18 protein-coding genes are annotated in these 18943 nt (G+C 66.5%); 12 read left to right on the forward strand and 6 right to left on the reverse strand.

Annotation, left to right across the window (positions count from 1 at the left end; all coding sequences use genetic code 11):
* The first annotated feature begins 5 nt into the window (after positions 1–5).
* Entirely contained in the window at positions 6–467 is a 462-nt protein-coding gene (locus tag LPA45_RS28715; protein WP_116319450.1) for a MarR family winged helix-turn-helix transcriptional regulator, read from the forward strand.
* Positions 468–508: 41 nt separating this feature from the next.
* On the opposite strand, the gene LPA45_RS28720 is transcribed toward LPA45_RS28715, so the two are convergent.
* On the reverse strand, positions 509–1174 hold the full coding sequence (locus tag LPA45_RS28720; RefSeq protein ID WP_116319451.1) for a response regulator: 666 nt from the start codon (positions 1172–1174) through the stop codon (positions 509–511).
* 346 nt (positions 1175–1520) lie between these two features.
* On the reverse strand, positions 1521–2480 hold the full coding sequence (locus tag LPA45_RS28725; RefSeq protein ID WP_116319452.1) for a LysR family transcriptional regulator: 960 nt from the start codon (positions 2478–2480) through the stop codon (positions 1521–1523).
* A gap of 952 nt (positions 2481–3432) precedes the next feature.
* Between LPA45_RS28725 and LPA45_RS28730 the strand changes: the two genes are divergently transcribed.
* Positions 3433–3723 carry a transposase gene (locus LPA45_RS28730; protein ID WP_158577668.1) on the forward strand — a complete coding sequence of 97 codons (291 nt, stop codon included), beginning with the start codon at positions 3433–3435 and terminating at the stop codon, positions 3721–3723.
* Between the two features lie 79 nt (positions 3724–3802).
* Positions 3803–4186, forward strand: a complete 384-nt coding sequence (locus LPA45_RS28735; RefSeq protein WP_116319454.1) for a hypothetical protein — start codon at positions 3803–3805, stop codon at positions 4184–4186.
* A 108-nt stretch (positions 4187–4294) separates the two neighbouring features.
* Here LPA45_RS28735 and LPA45_RS28740 read toward each other — a convergent pair whose 3' ends face one another.
* Positions 4295–5014: a Crp/Fnr family transcriptional regulator gene (locus LPA45_RS28740; RefSeq protein ID WP_376790662.1), complete on the reverse strand. Its 720-nt coding sequence runs from the start codon at positions 5012–5014 to the stop codon at positions 4295–4297.
* Between the two features lie 325 nt (positions 5015–5339).
* Between LPA45_RS28740 and LPA45_RS28745 the strand changes: the two genes are divergently transcribed.
* Entirely contained in the window at positions 5340–6473 is a 1134-nt protein-coding gene (locus LPA45_RS28745; RefSeq protein ID WP_317922721.1) for a PHB depolymerase family esterase, read from the forward strand.
* Positions 6474–6548: 75 nt separating this feature from the next.
* Here the strand turns inward: LPA45_RS28745 and LPA45_RS28750 are convergent, their stop codons facing one another.
* Positions 6549–7859: an MFS transporter gene (locus tag LPA45_RS28750; protein WP_116319456.1), complete on the reverse strand. Its 1311-nt coding sequence runs from the start codon at positions 7857–7859 to the stop codon at positions 6549–6551.
* 277 nt (positions 7860–8136) lie between these two features.
* Between LPA45_RS28750 and LPA45_RS28755 the strand changes: the two genes are divergently transcribed.
* On the forward strand, positions 8137–12168 hold the full coding sequence (locus tag LPA45_RS28755; protein WP_317922718.1) for a DUF748 domain-containing protein: 4032 nt from the start codon (positions 8137–8139) through the stop codon (positions 12166–12168).
* 93 nt (positions 12169–12261) lie between these two features.
* A complete protein-coding gene (locus tag LPA45_RS28760; RefSeq protein WP_116319458.1) occupies positions 12262–12459 on the forward strand; it encodes a rubredoxin in 198 nt (65 codons plus the stop codon).
* Positions 12460–12499: 40 nt separating this feature from the next.
* Here the strand turns inward: LPA45_RS28760 and LPA45_RS28765 are convergent, their stop codons facing one another.
* Together LPA45_RS28765 and LPA45_RS28770 are read right to left on the reverse strand one after the other, a co-directional pair.
* Entirely contained in the window at positions 12500–12664 is a 165-nt protein-coding gene (locus LPA45_RS28765; protein ID WP_199414578.1) for a hypothetical protein, read from the reverse strand.
* A gap of 68 nt (positions 12665–12732) precedes the next feature.
* Positions 12733–12912, reverse strand: coding sequence for a hypothetical protein (locus tag LPA45_RS28770; protein ID WP_116319459.1), 180 nt, complete (start codon positions 12910–12912; stop codon positions 12733–12735).
* A 286-nt stretch (positions 12913–13198) separates the two neighbouring features.
* On the opposite strand from LPA45_RS28770, the gene LPA45_RS28775 reads away from it, so the two are divergent.
* The 6 genes from LPA45_RS28775 to LPA45_RS28800 all read left to right on the forward strand — a co-directional run bounded on the left by LPA45_RS28775 (position 13199) and on the right by LPA45_RS28800 (position 18884).
* Entirely contained in the window at positions 13199–13702 is a 504-nt protein-coding gene (locus LPA45_RS28775) for a hypothetical protein (RefSeq protein WP_116319460.1), read from the forward strand.
* Positions 13703–14004: 302 nt separating this feature from the next.
* On the forward strand, positions 14005–15342 hold the full coding sequence (locus LPA45_RS28780) for a cytochrome c oxidase subunit II (RefSeq protein WP_116319461.1): 1338 nt from the start codon (positions 14005–14007) through the stop codon (positions 15340–15342).
* 10 nt (positions 15343–15352) lie between these two features.
* Positions 15353–17110: a cytochrome c oxidase subunit I gene (gene ctaD, locus LPA45_RS28785; RefSeq protein WP_116319462.1), complete on the forward strand. Its 1758-nt coding sequence runs from the start codon at positions 15353–15355 to the stop codon at positions 17108–17110.
* The gene (locus tag LPA45_RS28790; RefSeq protein WP_317922716.1) at positions 17107–17754 is read left to right on the forward strand and encodes a bb3-type cytochrome oxidase subunit III; all 648 of its coding nucleotides are present in this window, start codon (positions 17107–17109) and stop codon (positions 17752–17754) included. Before ctaD ends, LPA45_RS28790 begins: the two co-directional genes overlap by 4 nt.
* A gap of 33 nt (positions 17755–17787) precedes the next feature.
* Entirely contained in the window at positions 17788–18489 is a 702-nt protein-coding gene (locus tag LPA45_RS28795) for a heme-copper oxidase subunit III family protein (RefSeq protein ID WP_116319464.1), read from the forward strand.
* A gap of 8 nt (positions 18490–18497) precedes the next feature.
* Positions 18498–18884 carry a cytochrome C oxidase subunit IV family protein gene (locus LPA45_RS28800; RefSeq protein ID WP_116319465.1) on the forward strand — a complete coding sequence of 129 codons (387 nt, stop codon included), beginning with the start codon at positions 18498–18500 and terminating at the stop codon, positions 18882–18884.
* The last annotated feature ends 59 nt before the right edge of the window (positions 18885–18943 follow it).

Here is an 18943-nt window from a genome sequence, read left to right on the forward strand (position 1 = left end):
AATGGATGGAACTGGAGCGACAAAGCGTGGCCGTACTGCAGCAGTTCGGACGCACTTACCGCGCGTATGCGGGCGCATTCGAGCAGTGCATCGGCCTGCCGCTGGCGCGCTGGCGGATCCTGCATGCACTGCACCTGCAGGAAGACGCCATCGCGCAGCGGGCGCTGGCCGACCGCGTTGGCATGGATCCGGGCGCATTGACGCGCCAGCTCAAGGCCATGCAGGAACTGGGCTGGGTCGAGCGCACCACGTCGGAGCGCGACAACCGCGTGACCCATGTCACGCTGTCGCACGCGGGGCAGCAACTGGTGGCGCGCCTGATGCCGCTGCGCTCCGCCTTCCTGCAGGATGTGCTGACCGAGGTCTCGGCATCGACCATGCAGGACCTGTCGCGCGGGCTGGCGCAGCTGGAGACCGGCATCGCGCATGCGCTGGCGCGGCTGGAGCAGCCGGACGTCGTGGCCTGAGCGCCGGGCTCATGCTGGCGCCGGGCATTTATTGGCGGGCCTCAGCAGCCGGACAGCAGCATGCCGTTGAGGGCCGCGAATTCGAACAGCTCGCGGTCGTTGGTGACCCCCAGCTTTTGCATGGCACAGTTCTTCTGGCGGCTGATGGTCTTGACGCTGCGGCACAGCAGGATCGCGATCTCGCTGACGGATCGCCCGGCCAGGTACATCCGCAGCACTTCCATTTCACGCGCTGACAGCCGCTCGGCGCCACCGTGGCTTGCCGCCGGGTTGCCGGGATCGGCATGGGACAGGATCTCCATGGCCGACTTGCCGATGTAGCGGAAGCCACGCTGGATGCGGCTGACCATCGTGACCAGTTCCGACAGCGGCGCGTCTTTCAACAGCAGGCCATGCACCTGCGTATCGAGGATGGAGCGCAGCACCAGCGGGTTGGTGATCATCGTCAGCACGGTGACGGCCAGCGACGGATGGCGCCGGCGCAGCGCGGCCAGCATGCGCAGCCCGTCGCCGCTGCCTTCCTGCTGCGAGGGCATGTGGTAGTCGGTGACGACGACATCGGGCCGCAGGGTCTCGACGCTGTTCAGCAATGCCGTTGCGCTGGTCACGGTGCCGCAGATTTCCCATCCGGTCTGGGTTTGCAGGCGGTCGGCAACGGCCGCGCTGACTACCGGATGGTCATCGGCAAGCAGGATCCTCAATGCCATCGGGTCTCCTCGGTCCTTAATCGTGCTGCGCGTCATGCCGCGCCGGCGCTCAAGAAAACGCCGCACGTCAGCCGACGTGCGGCGAAATGGCGACGCCAGACAAATAGTCGCCAGACAACTGCATGCATCGCCGCGAACCGGGCCAAACGGGAGACGGCCGGCGCGCTGCGATGCATGCGCAGGATACTGTCAGAGCCCTGGCGCGAAACTAGGAGAATTCGCAAAGCGCAGCCGACCGACGTGTCGCCAATGAAAAAGGCGCTGGCACCTGCGGGTGGCCAGCGCCTGGTGGCGCATCGAATGCGTGTCAGTATCGGTTACATGGCGGCGGGCGTCAGTGTCCGGGTCAGGCGAGTGCAGCTGCGGTCGTGGCAGCGTGGCGCACGTTGCGGCGGCCGTCGATAGACTTGAGCGGATCGCGCAACACCGCGCTGCCGACTTCCATGATGTCGCGCAGCACCGTCTTGTCGTGGCTGCGTTCCGGTCCCCAGAAATGGAGGGCGGCCCATTCCGGGAAGCTGCTGGGTGGTGCCAGCAGCCGCGTCTTCCGCTCGCGCGTGATCAGCGGCACGTTGAAGTCCAGCACCGGGCAGATGCCACCGGCGGCGTGCAGCAGCGTGATCTGCGTGTGCCAGGAAGGCACAACGGTCTCGCGGTGTCCGGGTGTGCCGGCCTGACGGCTCAGGAAGGTGCGCAGCGGGCTGCCGGCTTCGCAATCTTCCTGCAGCAGGATCCAGTCCGTTTCGCCTTCGTCGTAGCTGCCTTCGCGGGTGGCGCTGACCAGGCGGCGCGGCGTGGCCATGATGTTCTGCTGCAGCACGCGTTCGGGGTCGTGCCCGCCGTCGACGACAAACGCGCAGTCCAGTTCGCCGCTGTCGAGATGGCTGGCCAGCGCCGCATCGGCGATCACGGGACGCGTGATGAAGCTGTCCTGCGGAAACTGCTCGCACAGCGTGGTCAGGATTTCCGTAATGACGGGATCGCCGATCGAGGACGAGAAGCCGATGGAAATCCGTCTGCCGCTCGTGCGGCGCTGGCCCAGGCCCGCTTCACCGGGGCGCACCAGCTGGTTCCACTTGGCCAGGATCTGGCGCGCGGTTTGCTCCAGGCGCAAGGCGTGGGGCGTCGGTTCAAGCATGCCATTGCGCTTGACGAACAGCGGATCGCCCGTGATTTCACGCAAGCGCGTCAGGCTGTAGGCAACGGTGGGCACGCGTCCCTGGGTACAGGCAGCGACCGCGTTGAGGTCGCGATACTCCATCACCAGGACGAAGACATGTAATAGCTTGGTGCTGACGTGACGCATTCTGGCTTCTCCCGATCCATGATTCTTTTTCTGTTTTTTGTTTGTCCGATGCGTACAGCGCGGCGCGAAGAGAGCGCGCAGCAAAGCATGAAACGTGCTTATCCGACCGGGCGACAATCTGTTGCCCGTACCGCAAAGCCAGCTTGGAAAATGGCACCTGTCACAGGGCTGCCCGTAACAGGCAGCGCGGCAGACCGCATTGGCCCGTGCCGTCCGGGCAGGACGCTTTGGATGTGCATGCACGACTCCTAATTTCCGACTTGCGTCGACAAATTGGCGCAGTGACTCCTCGATCCTTCAGGCCTGATATTTGCCGGCAGCGTGGGAACCGGCCACCGGTTCTCTTCACGGTGACTTCGGGCTGCCGGGCCGCTTCCTGCGAGCACCGCGTGGTGCATTGCGAAAACGTGCGAAATTTAGTTGTGCCGAGGAATCTTAATACATGGTCTGCAAAAGTCCTAGAAACTTGATTTGATGACAGCCTTCTAACTTTGCTTTCTTCGCCCTTATCCGACGCGCCGTTACGTAGGGCCAGCCTTGCCGGCGCAAGGGCGCGTGCGGATTGCCACGGCCTTTTCCGCCGTTGCCACATTGCTGAAACAAAGTGGACTCCAAATTGGCCTAACAAAATATCGCATGTGGCAGCGGCCTTGCTGGCGTGGTTGGCTAGCCCGCGCGGCCACGCCGAGGCTTGTGGATTTTCGGAAAAATGAGATGCAGGAAATGCCCGCACGCCCGCGCCACCGGCAGTGCCTCCGATGGCTTGCGCAGGCCGTTGCGGCAACGCTGTAAGCCAGGTCCGCCCAGATAATTTTCTTAACTCGCCTTGCGAAGACACTGAATTGCCTTTTGGCGCGGCAGTGGGCTAACGTACGCCCAGAGTCGGCACGGTTGGCGGCGCGGCCGGCGTTGCCCGCGCCAGCGCCGGCGCCGTTGTGGAGCGGAGAGATTCGTGAACAGACGGTATTCGGAAGAACAGATCCGCAGCTACCTGGCCGAGGCGGCCAGTGGCGTGCCGGTGCGCGAGCTGTGCGCGCGCTATGGCTTCAGCGATGCCTCGTTCTATGGATGGCGGGCACGCTATGGAGACCAGAGCCAGAACGATGCCCGCGACGGGCGCAAGCTGCGCGAGCTGCAAGAGGAGAATGCGCGGCTCAAGAGTATGCTTGCGGACGCGCTGCTCAAGCTCGAGCTGCTGCGCAACCGTACCGGCCGCCGCCAGGGCAACGGCAAGGACCGCTGAAGGCACGGCCGGTTTCCGCAATGCACGCCGCGCACCATGGCTGCCGCCATGCGCTGCGCCGGCCCCTGGAGTACTGGTTTTGAAGAAGTTTGTTTGCAAGTGCGGCCTGCTGACTGCCGCCATGGTGGCAGTTTCACTGCAGGCTACGTCATGGGCGGCGGGTAATGCCGCATCCGCATCCGCCGCCGCCGGCACGCCGATGGTGGCGCCGCCGCCGCCGCGGATGCTGGACGAAGCCACTGCCGTCGAAGGCCCTGGTGGCACGTTGTCCGCATCGCAGCGCCAGCACTGCCAGGGCTTGCTGGACCAGCTCAATGCGCTGTCGAAAGGCCCGCAGTGGTCCGAAGGCAAGTCGTCGGTGACCACAGCCGACGGGCGCACATATCCGACACTGGAGCGCCAGCCGGATCGCAAGCGGCTGGAAGAAGCATATCGGCAGGAGTGCGCGCAGCAACGTCGCTGAGTGCGCAACCCGGGCTGCAGGCCGTTGCCTGCTGGGAGCGGGCACGGCGGCGCGCGCCGGCTCACTGCGCGGCTTCGCGCCGGACGGCTGGCAGCGCGTCGCCGACCACTAAGTCGCCGCCTCCCGGCACATTCTCATCCCGGACGCGAATTCCGCGCCCTGATCGCCTTCGCGCGCGGGTCGCTGCGCGCCGGCTTCGAGGTCGGCATAGATCGAGGCCAGCCCGGCGGGATCGATGATGCGCAGCCGCCGCTGGCGCACCGCGATCAGCCCGACCGAGGCAAAGCGCGACAGCAGCCGTGATACGGTTTCCAGCGTCAGGCCAAGCAGGCTGGCGATATCGGTGCGCGGCATTGCCAGCGTCAGCGTGCCGTCCTGCCGGCCATGGCGGCGGGCCTGCTCGCCGGCAAGGTCCAGCAGCAGCATGGCCAGGCGCTGCGGGGCCTTCATCGAACCCACGGCAACCAGCAGCACACGCTCGCGCTCGGCATTGCGCCGCATCACCTCCAGCGCGGCAACGCGGAAGGCCGGCGCCGCCATCAACTCGCGCAGCGATTCGACCGGAACCGCGCACACCACCGAGTCCTGCAGCGCGACCGCGGCGGTGCTGTACTGCGGCGCTTCGTGCGGTTCCAGTCCCAGCACATCGCCCGGCATGGCGAAGCCGGTGACCTGGCGCCACCCCAGTGGCGATTCGTAGACTTGCTTGGCGCTGCCCGCGCGCAGCGGGTAGACCGTCAGAGCCGGGCGACCCTGACGGAAGACGGGGTCGCCGATGCGCACCGTCAAGCGCTCAGGATGCAGGCGCGCGCCGGCGGGCGCCGGCATACTGCCCATCTCGGCTACGCCACAGACGGCATGGAACAGGCAAAGCGAACAGGCGGGGGCGCCGTGATCCGGCATGGCAACTTTGGGCGAGGGCATTCGACAAGCCAGTATAAAACGCTGGCATCGCCAGCTAACTTGCCGGGATCTTCATTCTTTCGAATCTGGTGTTCAATATTTTCGCTGGGCCAGGAAGAAAACCGAGAGGGAGGCCGCGGCGATCTGTAACGTCATATTTGTCTCACTTCCGTCGCTCGCCGGGTGTGGTATGCTGCAACGCAACAACAAAGGCATAGGGGGAGATTCCGTCATACGACCAGGAGTCCTCATGACCAAGAGCCTAGCCTCTGACTGGCACACACAACTCCGGCGCCTGAGCCGGGTGCAGGCCCGAACTGAAACACAGGTGAAGTCCTGGCTGGAACGTTTCGACTCACTGAACCCGCTGACACCATCACGTCCGCAAGACGTGCCGGCCCGGCCGCGCCGTCCCGTTGTCACGCCCGCCGCGCCGGATGAATTACCCGGCATTTGGCAGGCACACCGGCTGCGCCTGGCTGCGATGCCCGGCGAACTGGTGCCCCAGCTGTCCTATCACCTCTATATCCCATCCAAGCGCCATCGCGGCCCGTTGCCGGTGGTGGTGCTGCTGCATGGTTGTCGGCAGACGCCCGATGCAATCAGTGCCGGCACGCGCATGAATGCGCTGGCCGAGCAGGAGGGCTTTATCGTCGCTTACCCGCAACAGCCGCTGCGGCGGCAGGTGCAGCGCTGCTGGCAGTGGTTCGACCTGAGCGCCGCCGAAGGCGGGCGCGAGGCGCAGGCCCTGGCGGCGCTGCTCGACGCGCTGGCCGCGCGCCAGGATGTGCGCGAGCGCGAGATCTATCTCGCCGGCATGTCCGCCGGTGCGGCCATGGCCGCTGTGGTGGCGCTGCGCTACCCCGGCAAGGTGGCGGCGGTGGCCTTGCATTCCGGTGTCGTGATCGGCGCCGCCGATACCCCGCGCGCCGGCCTGCACGCCATGCTGCACGGCGCCACGGCCGAGCCCGCGTGGCTGCTGGACGCTGCCGGCGTGACGCCAGGCGGCCCCGAGATGCCCGCGCTGGTGATCCATGGCCTGGCCGATGATGCGGTGCATCCGGTCAACGGCAGGCTGCTGGCGCGGCAGTTCCTCGCCTACAACGGCCTGGAGGACCGGCTTGCCGGCACGCCGGACGCAGCGCCGGCCGAGGGGTTGGCCGACGGGTTGGCCGACAAGTTGGCCGACAAGTTGGCCGAAGAGCCCGGCCGTTGCCGCGAATACCGCTTCGGCCGCTGGAGGCGCGACCTGGTCACGCTGGTGGAGGTGGAAGGCCTGGACCACGCCTGGAGCGGTGGCGACGCCAGCTACGGCTTCCACAGCGACATCGGACCCGATGCCAGCGCGATGATGTGGGATTTCCTGCGGCAGCACCGGCGCTGAGCCGTGACCCCGCAGGCATGAAAAAGGGGAGGGCAACTGCCCTCCCCTTGCGTTTCAGGCGACCGCTGCCGCGCGTCAGCCGCGTGAGCGGTCCTTGACGAACAGCGCCGTCACCATGCCCAGCACGCACAGCGCGACCACGTAGTGCGCGGGGGCGAGCTTGTCCTGCTTGAGCATCAGCGTGACGATCATCGGCGTCAGGCCGCCAAAGACGGCGTACGCCACGTTATACGAGAACGACAGGCCCGAGAATCGCACTTGCGCCGGAAACGCATTGACCAGCACGAACGGCACCGCGCCGATGGTGCCGACCAGGAAGCCCGCCAGCGCATACAGCGGCAGCAGCAGGTCCGGGCGGGTGAAGATGGTGGTGTAGAACGCGTAGGCGGCGACCGCCAGCAGCAGCCCGCCGAAGAACAGCGTGCGGCGCGCGCCGATGCGGTCAGCCAGCGCGCCCGACACCACGCAGCCAATGGTCAGGCACAGCGTGGCGACGCTGTTGGCCACCAGCGCGGTGCGCGCATCGAACCCGTACACCTTCTGCAGGAAGGTAGGCGTCATCAGGATCACCACGACGATGCCGGCCGACAGCATCCACGTCAGCAGCATCGACACCGCCACGCTGCGGCCGTGATCGCGCATCACCGACTTGAGCGGCATTTCCGCCGCCAGCGCCTTGCGTTGCTGCAGCTCGGCAAAGACCGGTGTCTCATGCAGCCAGCGGCGCAGGTACATCGACGCAATGCCGAACACGCCGCCGATCAGGAACGGCACGCGCCAGCCGTAGTCAGCCAGCTCGGCCGGGGTGAAGACGCTGTTGATCCCCGTGGCCACCAGCGAACCCAGCAGGATGCCCGCGGTCAGCCCCGCGGTCAGCGTGCCGCAGGCATAGCCGACGTGGCGCGCCGGCACGTGCTCGGACACGAATACCCAGGCGCCCGGCACTTCGCCGCCGACTGCCGCGCCCTGCAGGATGCGCAGCACCAGCAGCAGCACCGGCGCGGCCAGGCCGATCGACGCGTAGGTGGGCAGCAGGCCCATCAGCAGCGTCGGCACCGACATCAGCAGGATCGACAGCGTGAACATCTTCTTGCGGCCGAGCAGGTCGCCAAAGTGCGCCATGATGATCCCGCCCAGCGGCCGCGCCAGGTAGCCGGCGGCGAAGATGCCGAAGGTCTGCAACTGGCGCAGCCAGTCCGGCACGGAAGGCGGGAAAAACAATTGGCCAATCACCGTCGCGAAAAAGACGAAGATGATGAAATCGTAGAACTCGAGCGCGCCGCCCAGGGCGGCAAGGGAGAGGGTCTTGTAATCCTGGCCGGTCAGGGCGCGCGCACGGAACTGTGTTGCGCCGGCGCCCGTTGCGGTACTGCTGGAGGTGGACATGAATGGACTCGCATGGAAGAGATCGCATGCGAAGCGCACAACACGGAGTACGTGGAGAATTTGGCCGGAGGATACAGCGCGGGAGAAGCAGGCACGGTGTGGCGGGTAAGCCGCAGGCTTGCGACGAGACGCTTCGCAAAGGCCGTAAAGATACCAGATCGGCGATTTTGGCGTTGACTACGCAATTCTGATGACTTTCTTTGCTTTGTCCGAAACCGTTGCCATAATGTCGACAAAAAAGTGAAATCCGGGGCACAAAGAAGCGTGTAACGTCGGAATGCGGGGTCAGTTTTTCTGGGACGACATGGAATTCAAGCAATCCATTCAGGCAGTGGCCGCTACGCCGCGCGGCCGGCTGGCGACCCGCGTTGTCGGTGGCGTGGTCGCCGCGCTCGCGGTTTTCGGGCTGGCGGGCTATTTCGGCGGACCGCCGCTGCTCAAATACCTGATCGAAAAGAACGCGACCGAAGCGCTGGGGCGCAAGGTCACGCTGGGCAAGGCGCATGTGCGGCCATTCGAGCTGGCTGCCACGCTGTCTGACCTGACGATTTTCGAGCGTGACGGCAAGACGCCTGCGCTGACGCTGGGCGAGGCCGAGGCCAATACCTCGCTGGCATCGCTGTGGCACCTTGCCCCGGTTGTGGACACCCTGCACGTCGACCGCCTTGCCGTGCGCGTGGCGCGCGGCGCCGATGGCCGCATGAGCTTTGCCGATGTCCAGGAAAAGTTCGCGGCAATGCCACCCAAGCCGGCCGACGCCGAGCCGGCGCGCTTCTCCGTCAACAATATTGCCGTGACTGGCAGCAGCTTCAGCTATGACGACAAGCTGCTCGACACCAGCCTGCGCGTCGACCACCTGACGCTGACGCTGCCATTCCTGTCCAACCTGCCGCATGACGTCGAGATCGTTACGCGGCCGACGCTGAGCGCGCTAATCAACGGCACGCCGCTGGCGCTCGACGGCGAGGTGCTGCCGTTCGCCGATTCGCGCCAGACCCGGCTCAATGTAAATCTCGACGGGCTCGACGTGACGCGCTTCATGGCGTTCGCGCCGCCGCTGCGCGATGCCGAGGTCAAGTCCGGCAAGCTCGATACACGCCTGACGGTGGCGTTCCGCCAGCAGAAGGACACGCAGGAAATGCTGCTGATGGGCACCGCTGCGCTGCGCGATGCCGATATCCGCACGCGGGCCGGCCAGCCGCTGCTGAAGAGCGGCCGGCTGGCGCTGGACATCGCCCGGATCGAGCCGCTGGCGCATCGGGCCCAGCTGCGCAGCGTGGAAATCGAAGGGCTGGGGGTACAGGCCGTGCGGCGCGCCGACGGCACGCTGAACTTGGCGACGGCCTTCCTGCCGCAGACGGTAAGCAAGTCGACCGACGGCGTGGCCCCGGCCCCGGCCCCGGCGGCGTCTGCGCCTGCCGCGCCTTCTTCCGCTTCTTCCGCTTCTTCCGGGCAAGCCACGCCGGCCGGCCCCGCGCCCAAGGACCAGCCGTGGCGCTATGCGGTCGACCGCGTTGTGGTCAAGCAGGCCAGCTTCGGGTTTGAGGATGCGCTGGCGCCGTCGGGCCCGGGCAAGCTGGCAATCGGCCCGCTCGACGCCGAGGTCAAGGGCTTTGCCGGCACCGAAGGCGACAAGCCGGCGCATATCGACGCCACCCTGACCGTGGCCGACGGCCAGACCCTGCACCATGCCGGCGACCTGCTGCTGCGCGACAGCACGCTGGCCGGCACGCTCGAGACCAAGGGGCTGCGGCCGCAGGGGTTCGCCGCCTGGTGGCCGCGCGAGCTGCGCAGCCAGTTCGGCGAGACCGCGGTCAATGCCGAGCTGCACTACCGCATGTCATGGGCCGCGCCGCAGTTCCAGTTCGTGCTGGAAAAGTCACGGGTGGAACTGGCGCCGCTCTATGTCGCCACGCGCGAACCGGTGGTGATGCCGGCCGCGCCTGTTGCCGCCACCGGCAACACCGCGAAGGAAGCGGCGGCGCAGGCCCCGCAGCGCGCCGGCCGCCGTGCGCGTGAGCGCGGCGACGCCGACCGTGCAGGCGCCAACCTGCCGCTGCTGCGCGCCGAGAAGCTGGTGCTCGACGATATCCAGCTCGACCTCGCGCGCCAGACGTTCGAGACCAGCCAGGTGACGCTGGCGCAGCCGCAGATCGCGGCCACGCGCGACCACCATGGCGAGTTGCTCGAAATGGCGCGGCTGTGGGCCAGCGAATCGGCCCAGCAGGCTCGCGCCACGCCGCGCAAGGCACCGGCCCCCACCCCGAATGCCACCAATGCCACCAATGGCGGCAACGGCAAGAACGCCAGTGCCGCGCCAGGTGGCTGGCAAGCCAGGATCGGCAAGGTTGCCGTCGACGGCGGCAGCGCGCGCATAGCGGACTACCAGCCGGCCGAGGCCAACCGCGGCCGCCCGGTGGTCCACCAGTTCCGCAATGTCGCGCTCAGCACCGGCGCCATTGCCTGGCCGCTGACACCGGCGGCGGTGCCGGTCAAGCTGCATGCCGAGTCCGGCAAGCGCGGCGTGATCGGAATCGACGGCTCGTTGTTGCCCGCCATTCCGGCAAGCCGCCTGCAACTCGACCTGCGCCAGGTCGAAATGGGCCCGCTGCAGCCCTATCTGGCTGACCGCCTGAATGCGGCGTTGCGCAGCGGCACGCTGACGGTCAAGGGCAAGCTCAATGTCGACGCCCCGACCGGCAAGCCGATCGCCGCGAACTTTGCCGGCAACGTGCTGGCCGGCAACGTCCGCACGGTCGACCGCGTAAGCGGCGATGATTTCCTGCGCTGGCGCTCGCTCGCGGTGTCGGGCATCGACTTCGCGATGGACGAGAGCAAGGGGCCGATGCGCGTCAGCCTGGGCAATGTCGCGCTGTCTGACTTCTACGCGCGCGTGATCCTGAACGCCAACGGCCGCCTGAACCTGCAGGACGTGATGGCCGGTGGCGCGGCCAAGGGCGAGGCGGCGCCGTCGACCAGCCTGACGCAGGCCAACCCGGCCTCGGCGCCGGCAACGCCGCCGGTGCAGGCTGGCGACACGCGCACCGCGCAGGTCGAGCAGAAGCCGGGCGGGCCCAAGCCGCAGATCCGCATCGGCGGCGTGTCGGTGAGCCAGGGCAACATCAATTTCTCGGACTTCTTCGTCAGGCCGAACTACACCGCCAACCTGACCGGGATGAAAGGCTCGGTGTCCAAGGTGTCCTCGGGCGATCCCGCGCCTGCCGACCTGGTGCTCGATGGCCGCATCGACGACGATGCGCCGGTAACCATCAACGGCAAGATCAACCCGCTGGGCGAGCAACTGTTCCTGGACATCGCCGCCAAGGCTTCGGGGGTGGAGTTGACGCGGCTGACGCCATACGCGGCCAAGTACGCCGGTTACCCGATCACCAAGGGCAAGCTGACCGTCGACGTCGCCTACAAGATCGAGAACGGCAAGCTGGATGCGCGCAACCACCTGTTCCTTGACCAGCTCACCTTTGGCGAGCGCGTCGACAGCCCGGACGCGACCAAGCTGCCGGTGCTGCTGGCGGTGTCCTTGCTGAAGGACCGCAATGGCGTGATCGATGTGAACCTGCCGGTTTCCGGTTCGCTGTCGGACCCGGAATTCAGCATCGGCGGCGTGATCGTGCGCGTGATCGTCAACCTGCTGACCAAGGCGATCACTTCGCCGTTCTCGCTGATCGCCTCGGCTTTCGGCGGCGGCGGCGGCGACGAACTCGGGTATGTCGAATTCGCGCCCGGCACGTCGACGCTGACGCCGGCGGCGAAAGAGAAGATCGGCAAGCTCGGCCAGGCGCTCAACGACCGGCCTTCGCTGCGCCTGGAAATCAGCGGCCGCATCGACCCGGCCACCGACGAGGCCGGCGCGCGCCGCGCGTGGCTGGATGCGCGCGTTGCCGAGCAAAAGCGACGCGACCAGCGCAACAGCGCGCAGGCCGGCACCGAGGCCGGCGATGACGAGTCGGGCGAGCAGGGCGCCGAGATCAAGGTGTCGAAGCAGGAATATCCGAAATACCTGGAAGAGGTCTACAAGCGCACCTCGATGAAGAAGCCACGCAACTTCGTCGGCTTTGCCAAGTCGCTGCCGCCCGAGGAAATGGAGAGGCTGCTGATGGCCAATGCCACCGTCAACGAAGCCGACCTCACGCGTCTTGCCGACCAGCGCGCTCTGGTGGTCAAGCAGTCGCTGGAGCGCGAAGGCAAGGTGCCCGAGAGCCGGCTGTTCCTGACCGCGCCCAAGCTCACGGCGGAGGGCATCAAGGACAAGGGGGCGCCGAACCGGGTGGACTTCGCGATCCGCCAGTAGCCGGGCCGCCGGCGGCGCCCGCCATGGGGCCGCCGGCAAAAGACGGTATGATTCGGCCCGGACTATCCGTCATGACCGAATCAGGAGTGTGTTTTGCAGCAGGATCAACTTGAAGCCGCCGTCGCCTACAAGACCTGGGTGTGTGTGATCTGTGGCTGGGTGTACGACGAAGAACAAGGCTGGCCCGAAGACGGCATCGCCCCCGGCACGCGCTGGGAAGACATCCCGGACGACTGGCGCTGCCCGGAATGCGACGTCGGCAAGGGCGATTTCGCGATGATCGAGCTGTAACGCAAGCGGCGCTTTGCAGCAGCAGCCAGAGTGCGCCTGACTAGCCATGCCGCCGCAATGGCGGCCGGTTCAGCCCGGCGCGCTGCCGTTGCGCGGCGCAGCGCCGGTAGCGGGTGCGGTATGGGTGGCTGCAGCGCCAGAGAGCCCGCAACACGGTAAGAAACAGCAACGCCGCCATGATGGCGGCAAGCAGGCCGATCGACATGGCGGCCCTCCCCTTCACGGATCATGCGGATCGTGCGGGAACTGCCGGCCCGGCCTCCCGGGCCGGAATCAGATCAGCATCGGTATCGCTTCCAGCACCAGCACCGCGACCAGCGCGCCGATCAGCGCCCCCATGGTCCGGCAACTGATACGCAGGTACTTGGCGGTCACCGGGATCGACCCCATGACGATCACGCCCACCAGCGCCATCGGAATCAGGAATACAAGATCATGCGCGTTGAAGTGCATGGTGGTCTCCTGTCTTTCTCTTTTGTGATTCCAGTATAGGTAGTGTGTGCCGTGCGCAAGGCAGCGTGCATCGGGATTGTCCCGTAGCGTGCACAGCGGGCGAGCGCCGCAGGTATCGGCACCGGCACATCCCGCGCACCAGGCGTTGCGCGGCGTACGCACCGGGCGAGTTTTTCGCCGTGCCGGCAGCCTTATCGGAAACGCGTGTCCTATGCTGATCAGAGACGCGGGGCCCGGTCCCATCCATGTCGAACGCCCCGCCGATTCGAGAGAGACGGAGGTGGCTATGGAACTTCACATGCGATCGCACCATTATGTGCGACGCCAGCCCGACTGGACCGCGGCAGCGGTGTCGGGGCTGGCTGCGGGCGCGCTGCTGCTGGTGCTGGAATTGTTCTGGTCGTCGATGGTGTCGGGCGTCAATCCGTGGGTGGCCACGCGCATGATCGCGGCGATCGTGATGGGCCCGGACGAGTTGCAGACGTCGCTGTTCAGCATCGGCACCGTGGCCGCGGCATTGGTGATCCACTTCGTGCTGGGGGCGGTGCTCGGCATGATCCTGGCGGCGATCATCGCGCCGTTCACGCTGGACTCGAGCCTCGGCATGGCGATGCTGGCCGGCGCCGTGTTCGGGCTGGTCGTCTACTTCTTCAACTTCTTTGTGATGACGCGCGCGTTCTCGTGGTTTATCGAGGTGCGTGGCTGGCATACGTTCATCGGCCATGTGATCTTCGGCGTGGCGGCGGCGGCATGCTACTGGAAGCTGGAAAGCAAGGATGTGTCGCACTGAGAGGCGACACTGAGCGTTGGACTGAGATTTTTTTAACCCGGGGATCGTGCCCGATGGGCACGGCAAGACGTGTTGCACGTTTACAGCGCGCTTTGGCCACACTACACGGGCCCGCGCGCGACCACGGCGGCGGCATGGAGCCAGGGGTTCCTGCCGCCGCTTTTTCTGCGCGAAACGCTTGTGCATTGCGGGACGCATAGGTCCGCCATGTCGCCTTGCAGTGACCTGACGGCATGCACTAGTCTTATCTCAACTTTGCGTGACTTCCACATCCCTCGCCGCGCGCGAGGAGGAGGGTGGTAATGGCGTTGGCCATCGCACTCGTCGTCATGGTCGTCGGTTCGGTGCTCTTCCATTTCCTGAGCCCGTGGTGGGCGACCCCGCTGGCGTCCAACTGGAAACAGATGGACGACACGCTGACGATTACCCTCGTCATCACCGGCATCTTCTTCGTCGTCATCAACCTCTTCGTCGGCTATATCGTCTGGCGCTACCGGCACAATGCGCCGCACCCCAATGGCGGCACCGGTCACCGCGCCGCCTACCAGCCGGAGAACCGCAAGCTCGAGTGGTGGCTGATCGGCGGCACCACGCTTGGCGTGGTGGCCTTGCTGGCGCCGGGCCTGTTTGTCTATGCCGATTACGTGCGCCCGCCGCGCGAAGCGATGGTGCTGGAGGTGGTCGGCCAGCAGTGGTCGTGGGCGTTCCGCATTCCCGGCAAGAGCGGCCAGCTGGGTGCCTCCGACCCGCGCTTCATCACCGGTTCCAATCCGCTGGGCCTGGACCCGGAGGATCCGCGCGGGCAGGACAACGTCATCATCGTGGGGCCCGAGGTACACCTGCCGCTGAACAAGCCGGTGAAGGTGCTGCTGCGCTCCAAGGACGTGCTGCATGACTTCTACGTGCCGCAGTTCCGCGCGCGCATGAACATGGTGCCGGGCATGGTGACGTCGTTCTGGTTCACGCCGACGCAAACGGGACGCTTTGAAGTCCTGTGCGCGCAGCTGTGCGGCGTGGGGCACTACAACATGCGAGGCATCGTGGTGGTGGACGAACCCGCCGTGTACGAGGCCTGGCTGGCGAAGCAGCAGACCTTTGCCATGGCGCTGGCGAAGGCGGCGGCACCGCCGGCGGCCATGGCCGCCGCAGCGCCGGGCGCCGCCGGCGACGCCGGCATGGTGGAAAAGGGCCGCGCGCTGGCGCAGGGCAAGGGCTGCACCGCGTGCCACAGCATCGACGGCAACCCGAGCGTAGGCCCGACGTGGAAGGGCCTGTACGGCAAGACCGAGACCTTCGCCGACGGCAGCAGCGCGGCGGTCGATGACGCCTTCCTGCACAAGGAGATCGTGGACCCGCACGCGCGCCTGGTGAAAGGCTTTGGTCCGGTGATGCCCAAGCTGCCGATGAGCGAGGACGAGGTCGCGGCGCTGACCGCATACATCAAGTCGGCAGGCACCGGCGCCGCCGCGCCGGAGGCCGTGGCGCCGGGCGCACCGGCTGCCGCCACCAGCGCCGCCACTACCGCCGCCGCCGGCACGGCCGCACCCGTGCCGACGCCGGGCGCCGCCTCTGGTACCTATACGACTTCGACCGCCGTGGCCGTGCCGCCTTCCGCGGCGCCCGCGCCGGCCCGGAAGTGAGGAGACCCGCATGGCTTACGCCGACGATGCCGCCCATCACGCGCCACAGAGCTTCTGGACGCGCTACGTCTGGAGCCAGGACCACAAGGTGATCGCGGTGCAGTACACCATCGTGGCGATCGTGGTGGGCCTGGTGGGCGTGGTGCTGTCCAACCTGATGCGGATGCAGCTCGGTTTTCCCGGGCGCTTCGAGTTCATCGACGCCAACCGCTATTACCAGTACGTCACCATGCACGGCATGATCATGGTGATCTACCTGCTGACGGCGCTGTTTCTCGGCGGCTTCGGCAATTACCTGATCCCGCTGATGGTGGGGGCGCGCGACATGGTGTTCCCCTTCCTCAACATGCTCAGCTTCTGGGTCTACCTGCTGTCGGTGATCGTGCTGCTGGCAAGCTTCTTCGTGCCGGGCGGGCCGACCGGTGCCGGCTGGACCCTGTATCCGCCGCAGGCGATCCTGCCCGGGACGCCAGGCCATGACTGGGGCATCATCCTGATGCTGGTGTCGCTGGGGATCTTCATCGTCGCGGCGACCATGGGCGGCCTCAACTACGTCACGACCGTGCTGCAGGCGCGCACCGAGGGCATGACGCTGCTGCGCATGCCGCTGTCGGTGTGGGGCATCTTCATGGCGACCATCCTGGCGCTGCTGGCGTTCCCGGCGCTGTTCGTTTCCGCGGTGATGATGCTGCTCGACAAGACGCTCGGCACCAGCTTCTTCATGCCGGCGATGGTGTCGATGGGGCAGCAGCTGCAGTACAAGGGCGGCAGCCCGCTCTTGTTCCAGCACCTGTTCTGGTTCTTCGGCCACCCCGAGGTGTATATCGTGGCGCTGCCGGCCTTCGGCATCGTCTCGGACCTGGTCAGCGTGCATGCGCGCAAGAGCATCTTCGGCTATCGCACCATGGTGTGGGCGATCCTGGCGATCGGCGTGCTGTCGGTGGTGGTGTGGGCGCACCATATGTTCGTCAGCGGCATGAACCCGTATTTCGGTTTCTTCTTTGCCACCACCACGCTGATCATCGCCGTGCCCACGGCGATCAAGGTCTACAACTGGGTCATCACGCTGTGGCGCGGCGATATCCATTTCTCGGTGCCGATGCTGTTCGCGATCGCGTTCATCAGCACCTTTGTCATCGGCGGGCTGACCGGGCTGTTCCTGGGCAACGTCAGCGTGGATATCCCGCTGTCGAACACGTATTTCGTGGTGGCGCACTTCCATATGGTGATGGGCGTGTCGCCGATCCTGGTGGTGTTTGGCGGCATTTACCACTGGTATCCCAAGGTCACCGGGCGCATGCTCGACGACACCATGGGGCGCGTGCATTTCTGGATCACCTTCATCGGCACCTACGCCATCTTCTTCCCGATGCACTACCTGGGCGTGCTGGGCATGCCGCGCCGGTATTACGCGTGGGAGAACTACGCCTTCATCCCGGAGTCGGCGCATGTGATGAACATGTACATCTCGGTGGCGGCCTTTGTCGTGGCCGCGGCGCAGCTGCTGTTCGTGTTCAACCTGGCCTGGAGCCTGCGCCATGGCCGCAAGGCCGACGGCAACCCCTGGCGCGCGGCATCGCTGGAATGGCAGACGCCGCAGACGCCGCCCGTGCACGGCAACTGGGGCCCGCACCTGCCGGTGGCATACCGCTGGGCCTATGCGTACAGCGTGCCAGGCGCGCCCGAGGACTTCATCGCGCAGAACGCGCCGCCCGAAGCGGGCGGGGCCGAGCCTGAACCGCATGCCAGCCGCGGAGCCGTAGCATGAACGCCGACGCCGTCTACAAGGTCAGCCGCGACGACTTCGGCGGCAATCCCTCCGGCGAAAATGCCGCACACAGGCGCCCGCACCGGCGCGCGCCGGCCAGCATCGGCCTGTGGGTGTTCATGGGCGTGGTCACTTCGCTGTTCGCGCTGTTCCTGACCGCGTATGCGCTGCGCATGGACAGCCCGGACTGGCACCGCATCGCGCTGCCGTGGCAGGTGTGGCTGTCGACGGCGCTGCTGGCCGCGGGCAGCGTAGCGATGGAGGTGGCGTCGCGGGCCGCGCGGCGCGGCCACATGGGCGTGGCGCGGCTGGCGCTGCGCCTGGGCGGGCTGGGTGCGGCTGCGTTCGTGGCTTCGCAGCTGTGGGCATGGCACGCGCTGGGTGCGATGCAGGTCATGCCGGCCGGCAATCCCGCGGGCAGCTTCTTCTACCTGCTGACGGCCATGCACGGCCTGCACGTGCTGGGCGGGCTGGCGGGTTGGGGCTTCGCGGTTGCCGCGCGTGGCAGCGGCGACGTTGCCGTGCTGCGCATGCGGCTGTGCGCACGCTACTGGCATTTCCTGCTGGCGGTATGGGTGGTGCTGCTGGCGGCGCTGGGCTGGCTCACGCCCGAGCTGGTGCGCTTTATCTGCGGCACGGACTAGCCGGTGCGCGCAGCGGCTTTGAGGGAGAGCGGCATGTCAACGCAACTGTCTTCGTCATCGGCCACGCCCGCCGCGGGCGCGCCGCTGGGTGGCGTGCGCGGCCTGCTGGCCGACTGGTCGTCGGACCAGCAGGCCTTCAAGGTGTCGTGGGGCAAGACCATGATGTGGATCTTCCTGCTGTCCGACACCTTTGTCTTCAGCTGCTTCCTGACCGGCTATATGTCGGTGCGCATGGCGACCACGGTGCCATGGCCGAATCCCAGCGAGGTGTTCGCGCTGCACGTGGGAGGCGCCGATATCCCGCTGCTGCTGATCGCCATCATGACCTTCGTGCTGATCACCAGCAGCGGCACCATGGCGATGGCGGTCAACTTCGCCTACCGGCGCGAACGCCGCCAGTGCGCCATGCTGATGCTGGCGACGGCAGTGTTCGGCATGCTCTTTGTCGGCATGCAGGCGTTCGAATGGACCAAGCTGATCGTCGACGAGGGCGTGCGCCCGTGGAGCAATCCGATGGGCGCCGCGCAGTTCGGCTCGACCTTCTTCATGATCACAGGCTTCCACGGGCTGCACGTGTCGTGCGGCGTGATCTACCTGCTGGTGGTGGCCACGCGCGTGCTGCGCGGGCGCTACGAAGCCACCGGCAACTACCAGATCGTCGAGATCGCCGGCCTGTACTGGCACTTCGTTGACCTGGTCTGGGTATTCATCTTCGCGTTGTTCTATCTCTGGTGAGGGCGGCCATGGCATCGACTCCCACATCCCCCGCATCCCCCCCGCCGCCTGCGCAGCCGGCCGCGCACGAGCCCGAACATGCCGGGGCGCACAGCGGCCAGCAGCATCCCATCGGGCTGTACCTGAAGATCTGGCTGTTGCTGTTCGTGCTGTCGACGCTGTCCTACATGGTCGACTATTTCCATGTCACCGGATACCTGCGCTGGACGCTGATCCTGGTGTTCATGGCGCTGAAGGCGGGGCTGATCGTGGCGGTGTTCATGCACATGGCCTGGGAACGCATGGCGCTGATCTGCGCCATCCTGGTCCCGCCGTTGTGCCTGCTGGTGCTGGTCTGGCTGATGGCGGAAGAAGCGAACTATACGTTCCTGACGCGCGGCATCTTCTTCCGCTGACGGGGAGGGCGCCGCCGGCTCCGGGAGGAAGCCGGCGGCAGGCCGCCTCTGACTGGCTG

The organism is Cupriavidus sp. Agwp_2, from assembly GCF_040784895.1.
Taxonomy (GTDB): domain Bacteria; phylum Pseudomonadota; class Gammaproteobacteria; order Burkholderiales; family Burkholderiaceae; genus Cupriavidus.

What these genes read in the sequence shown, in the direction of transcription:
- LPA45_RS28745 (WP_317922721.1), top strand. Translation starts at nt 5,340, where the DNA reads ATGACCAAGAGCCTAGCCTCTGACTGGCACACACAACTCCGGCGCCTG.
- ctaD (WP_116319462.1), top strand. Translation starts at nt 15,353, where the DNA reads ATGGCTTACGCCGACGATGCCGCCCATCACGCGCCACAGAGCTTCTGG.
- LPA45_RS28795 (WP_116319464.1), top strand. Translation starts at nt 17,788, where the DNA reads ATGTCAACGCAACTGTCTTCGTCATCGGCCACGCCCGCCGCGGGCGCG.
- LPA45_RS28775 (WP_116319460.1), top strand. Translation starts at nt 13,199, where the DNA reads ATGGAACTTCACATGCGATCGCACCATTATGTGCGACGCCAGCCCGAC.
- LPA45_RS28715 (WP_116319450.1), top strand. Translation starts at nt 6, where the DNA reads ATGGAACTGGAGCGACAAAGCGTGGCCGTACTGCAGCAGTTCGGACGC.
- LPA45_RS28725 (WP_116319452.1), bottom strand. Translation starts at nt 2,480, where the DNA reads ATGCGTCACGTCAGCACCAAGCTATTACATGTCTTCGTCCTGGTGATG.
- LPA45_RS28740 (WP_376790662.1), bottom strand. Translation starts at nt 5,014, where the DNA reads ATGCCGGCGCCCGCCGGCGCGCGCCTGCATCCTGAGCGCTTGACGGTG.
- LPA45_RS28750 (WP_116319456.1), bottom strand. Translation starts at nt 7,859, where the DNA reads ATGTCCACCTCCAGCAGTACCGCAACGGGCGCCGGCGCAACACAGTTC.
- LPA45_RS28790 (WP_317922716.1), top strand. Translation starts at nt 17,107, where the DNA reads ATGAACGCCGACGCCGTCTACAAGGTCAGCCGCGACGACTTCGGCGGC.
- LPA45_RS28755 (WP_317922718.1), top strand. Translation starts at nt 8,137, where the DNA reads ATGCGGGGTCAGTTTTTCTGGGACGACATGGAATTCAAGCAATCCATT.
- LPA45_RS28765 (WP_199414578.1), bottom strand. Translation starts at nt 12,664, where the DNA reads ATGTCGATCGGCCTGCTTGCCGCCATCATGGCGGCGTTGCTGTTTCTT.
- LPA45_RS28780 (WP_116319461.1), top strand. Translation starts at nt 14,005, where the DNA reads ATGGCGTTGGCCATCGCACTCGTCGTCATGGTCGTCGGTTCGGTGCTC.
- LPA45_RS28720 (WP_116319451.1), bottom strand. Translation starts at nt 1,174, where the DNA reads ATGGCATTGAGGATCCTGCTTGCCGATGACCATCCGGTAGTCAGCGCG.
- LPA45_RS28800 (WP_116319465.1), top strand. Translation starts at nt 18,498, where the DNA reads ATGGCATCGACTCCCACATCCCCCGCATCCCCCCCGCCGCCTGCGCAG.
- LPA45_RS28770 (WP_116319459.1), bottom strand. Translation starts at nt 12,912, where the DNA reads ATGCACTTCAACGCGCATGATCTTGTATTCCTGATTCCGATGGCGCTG.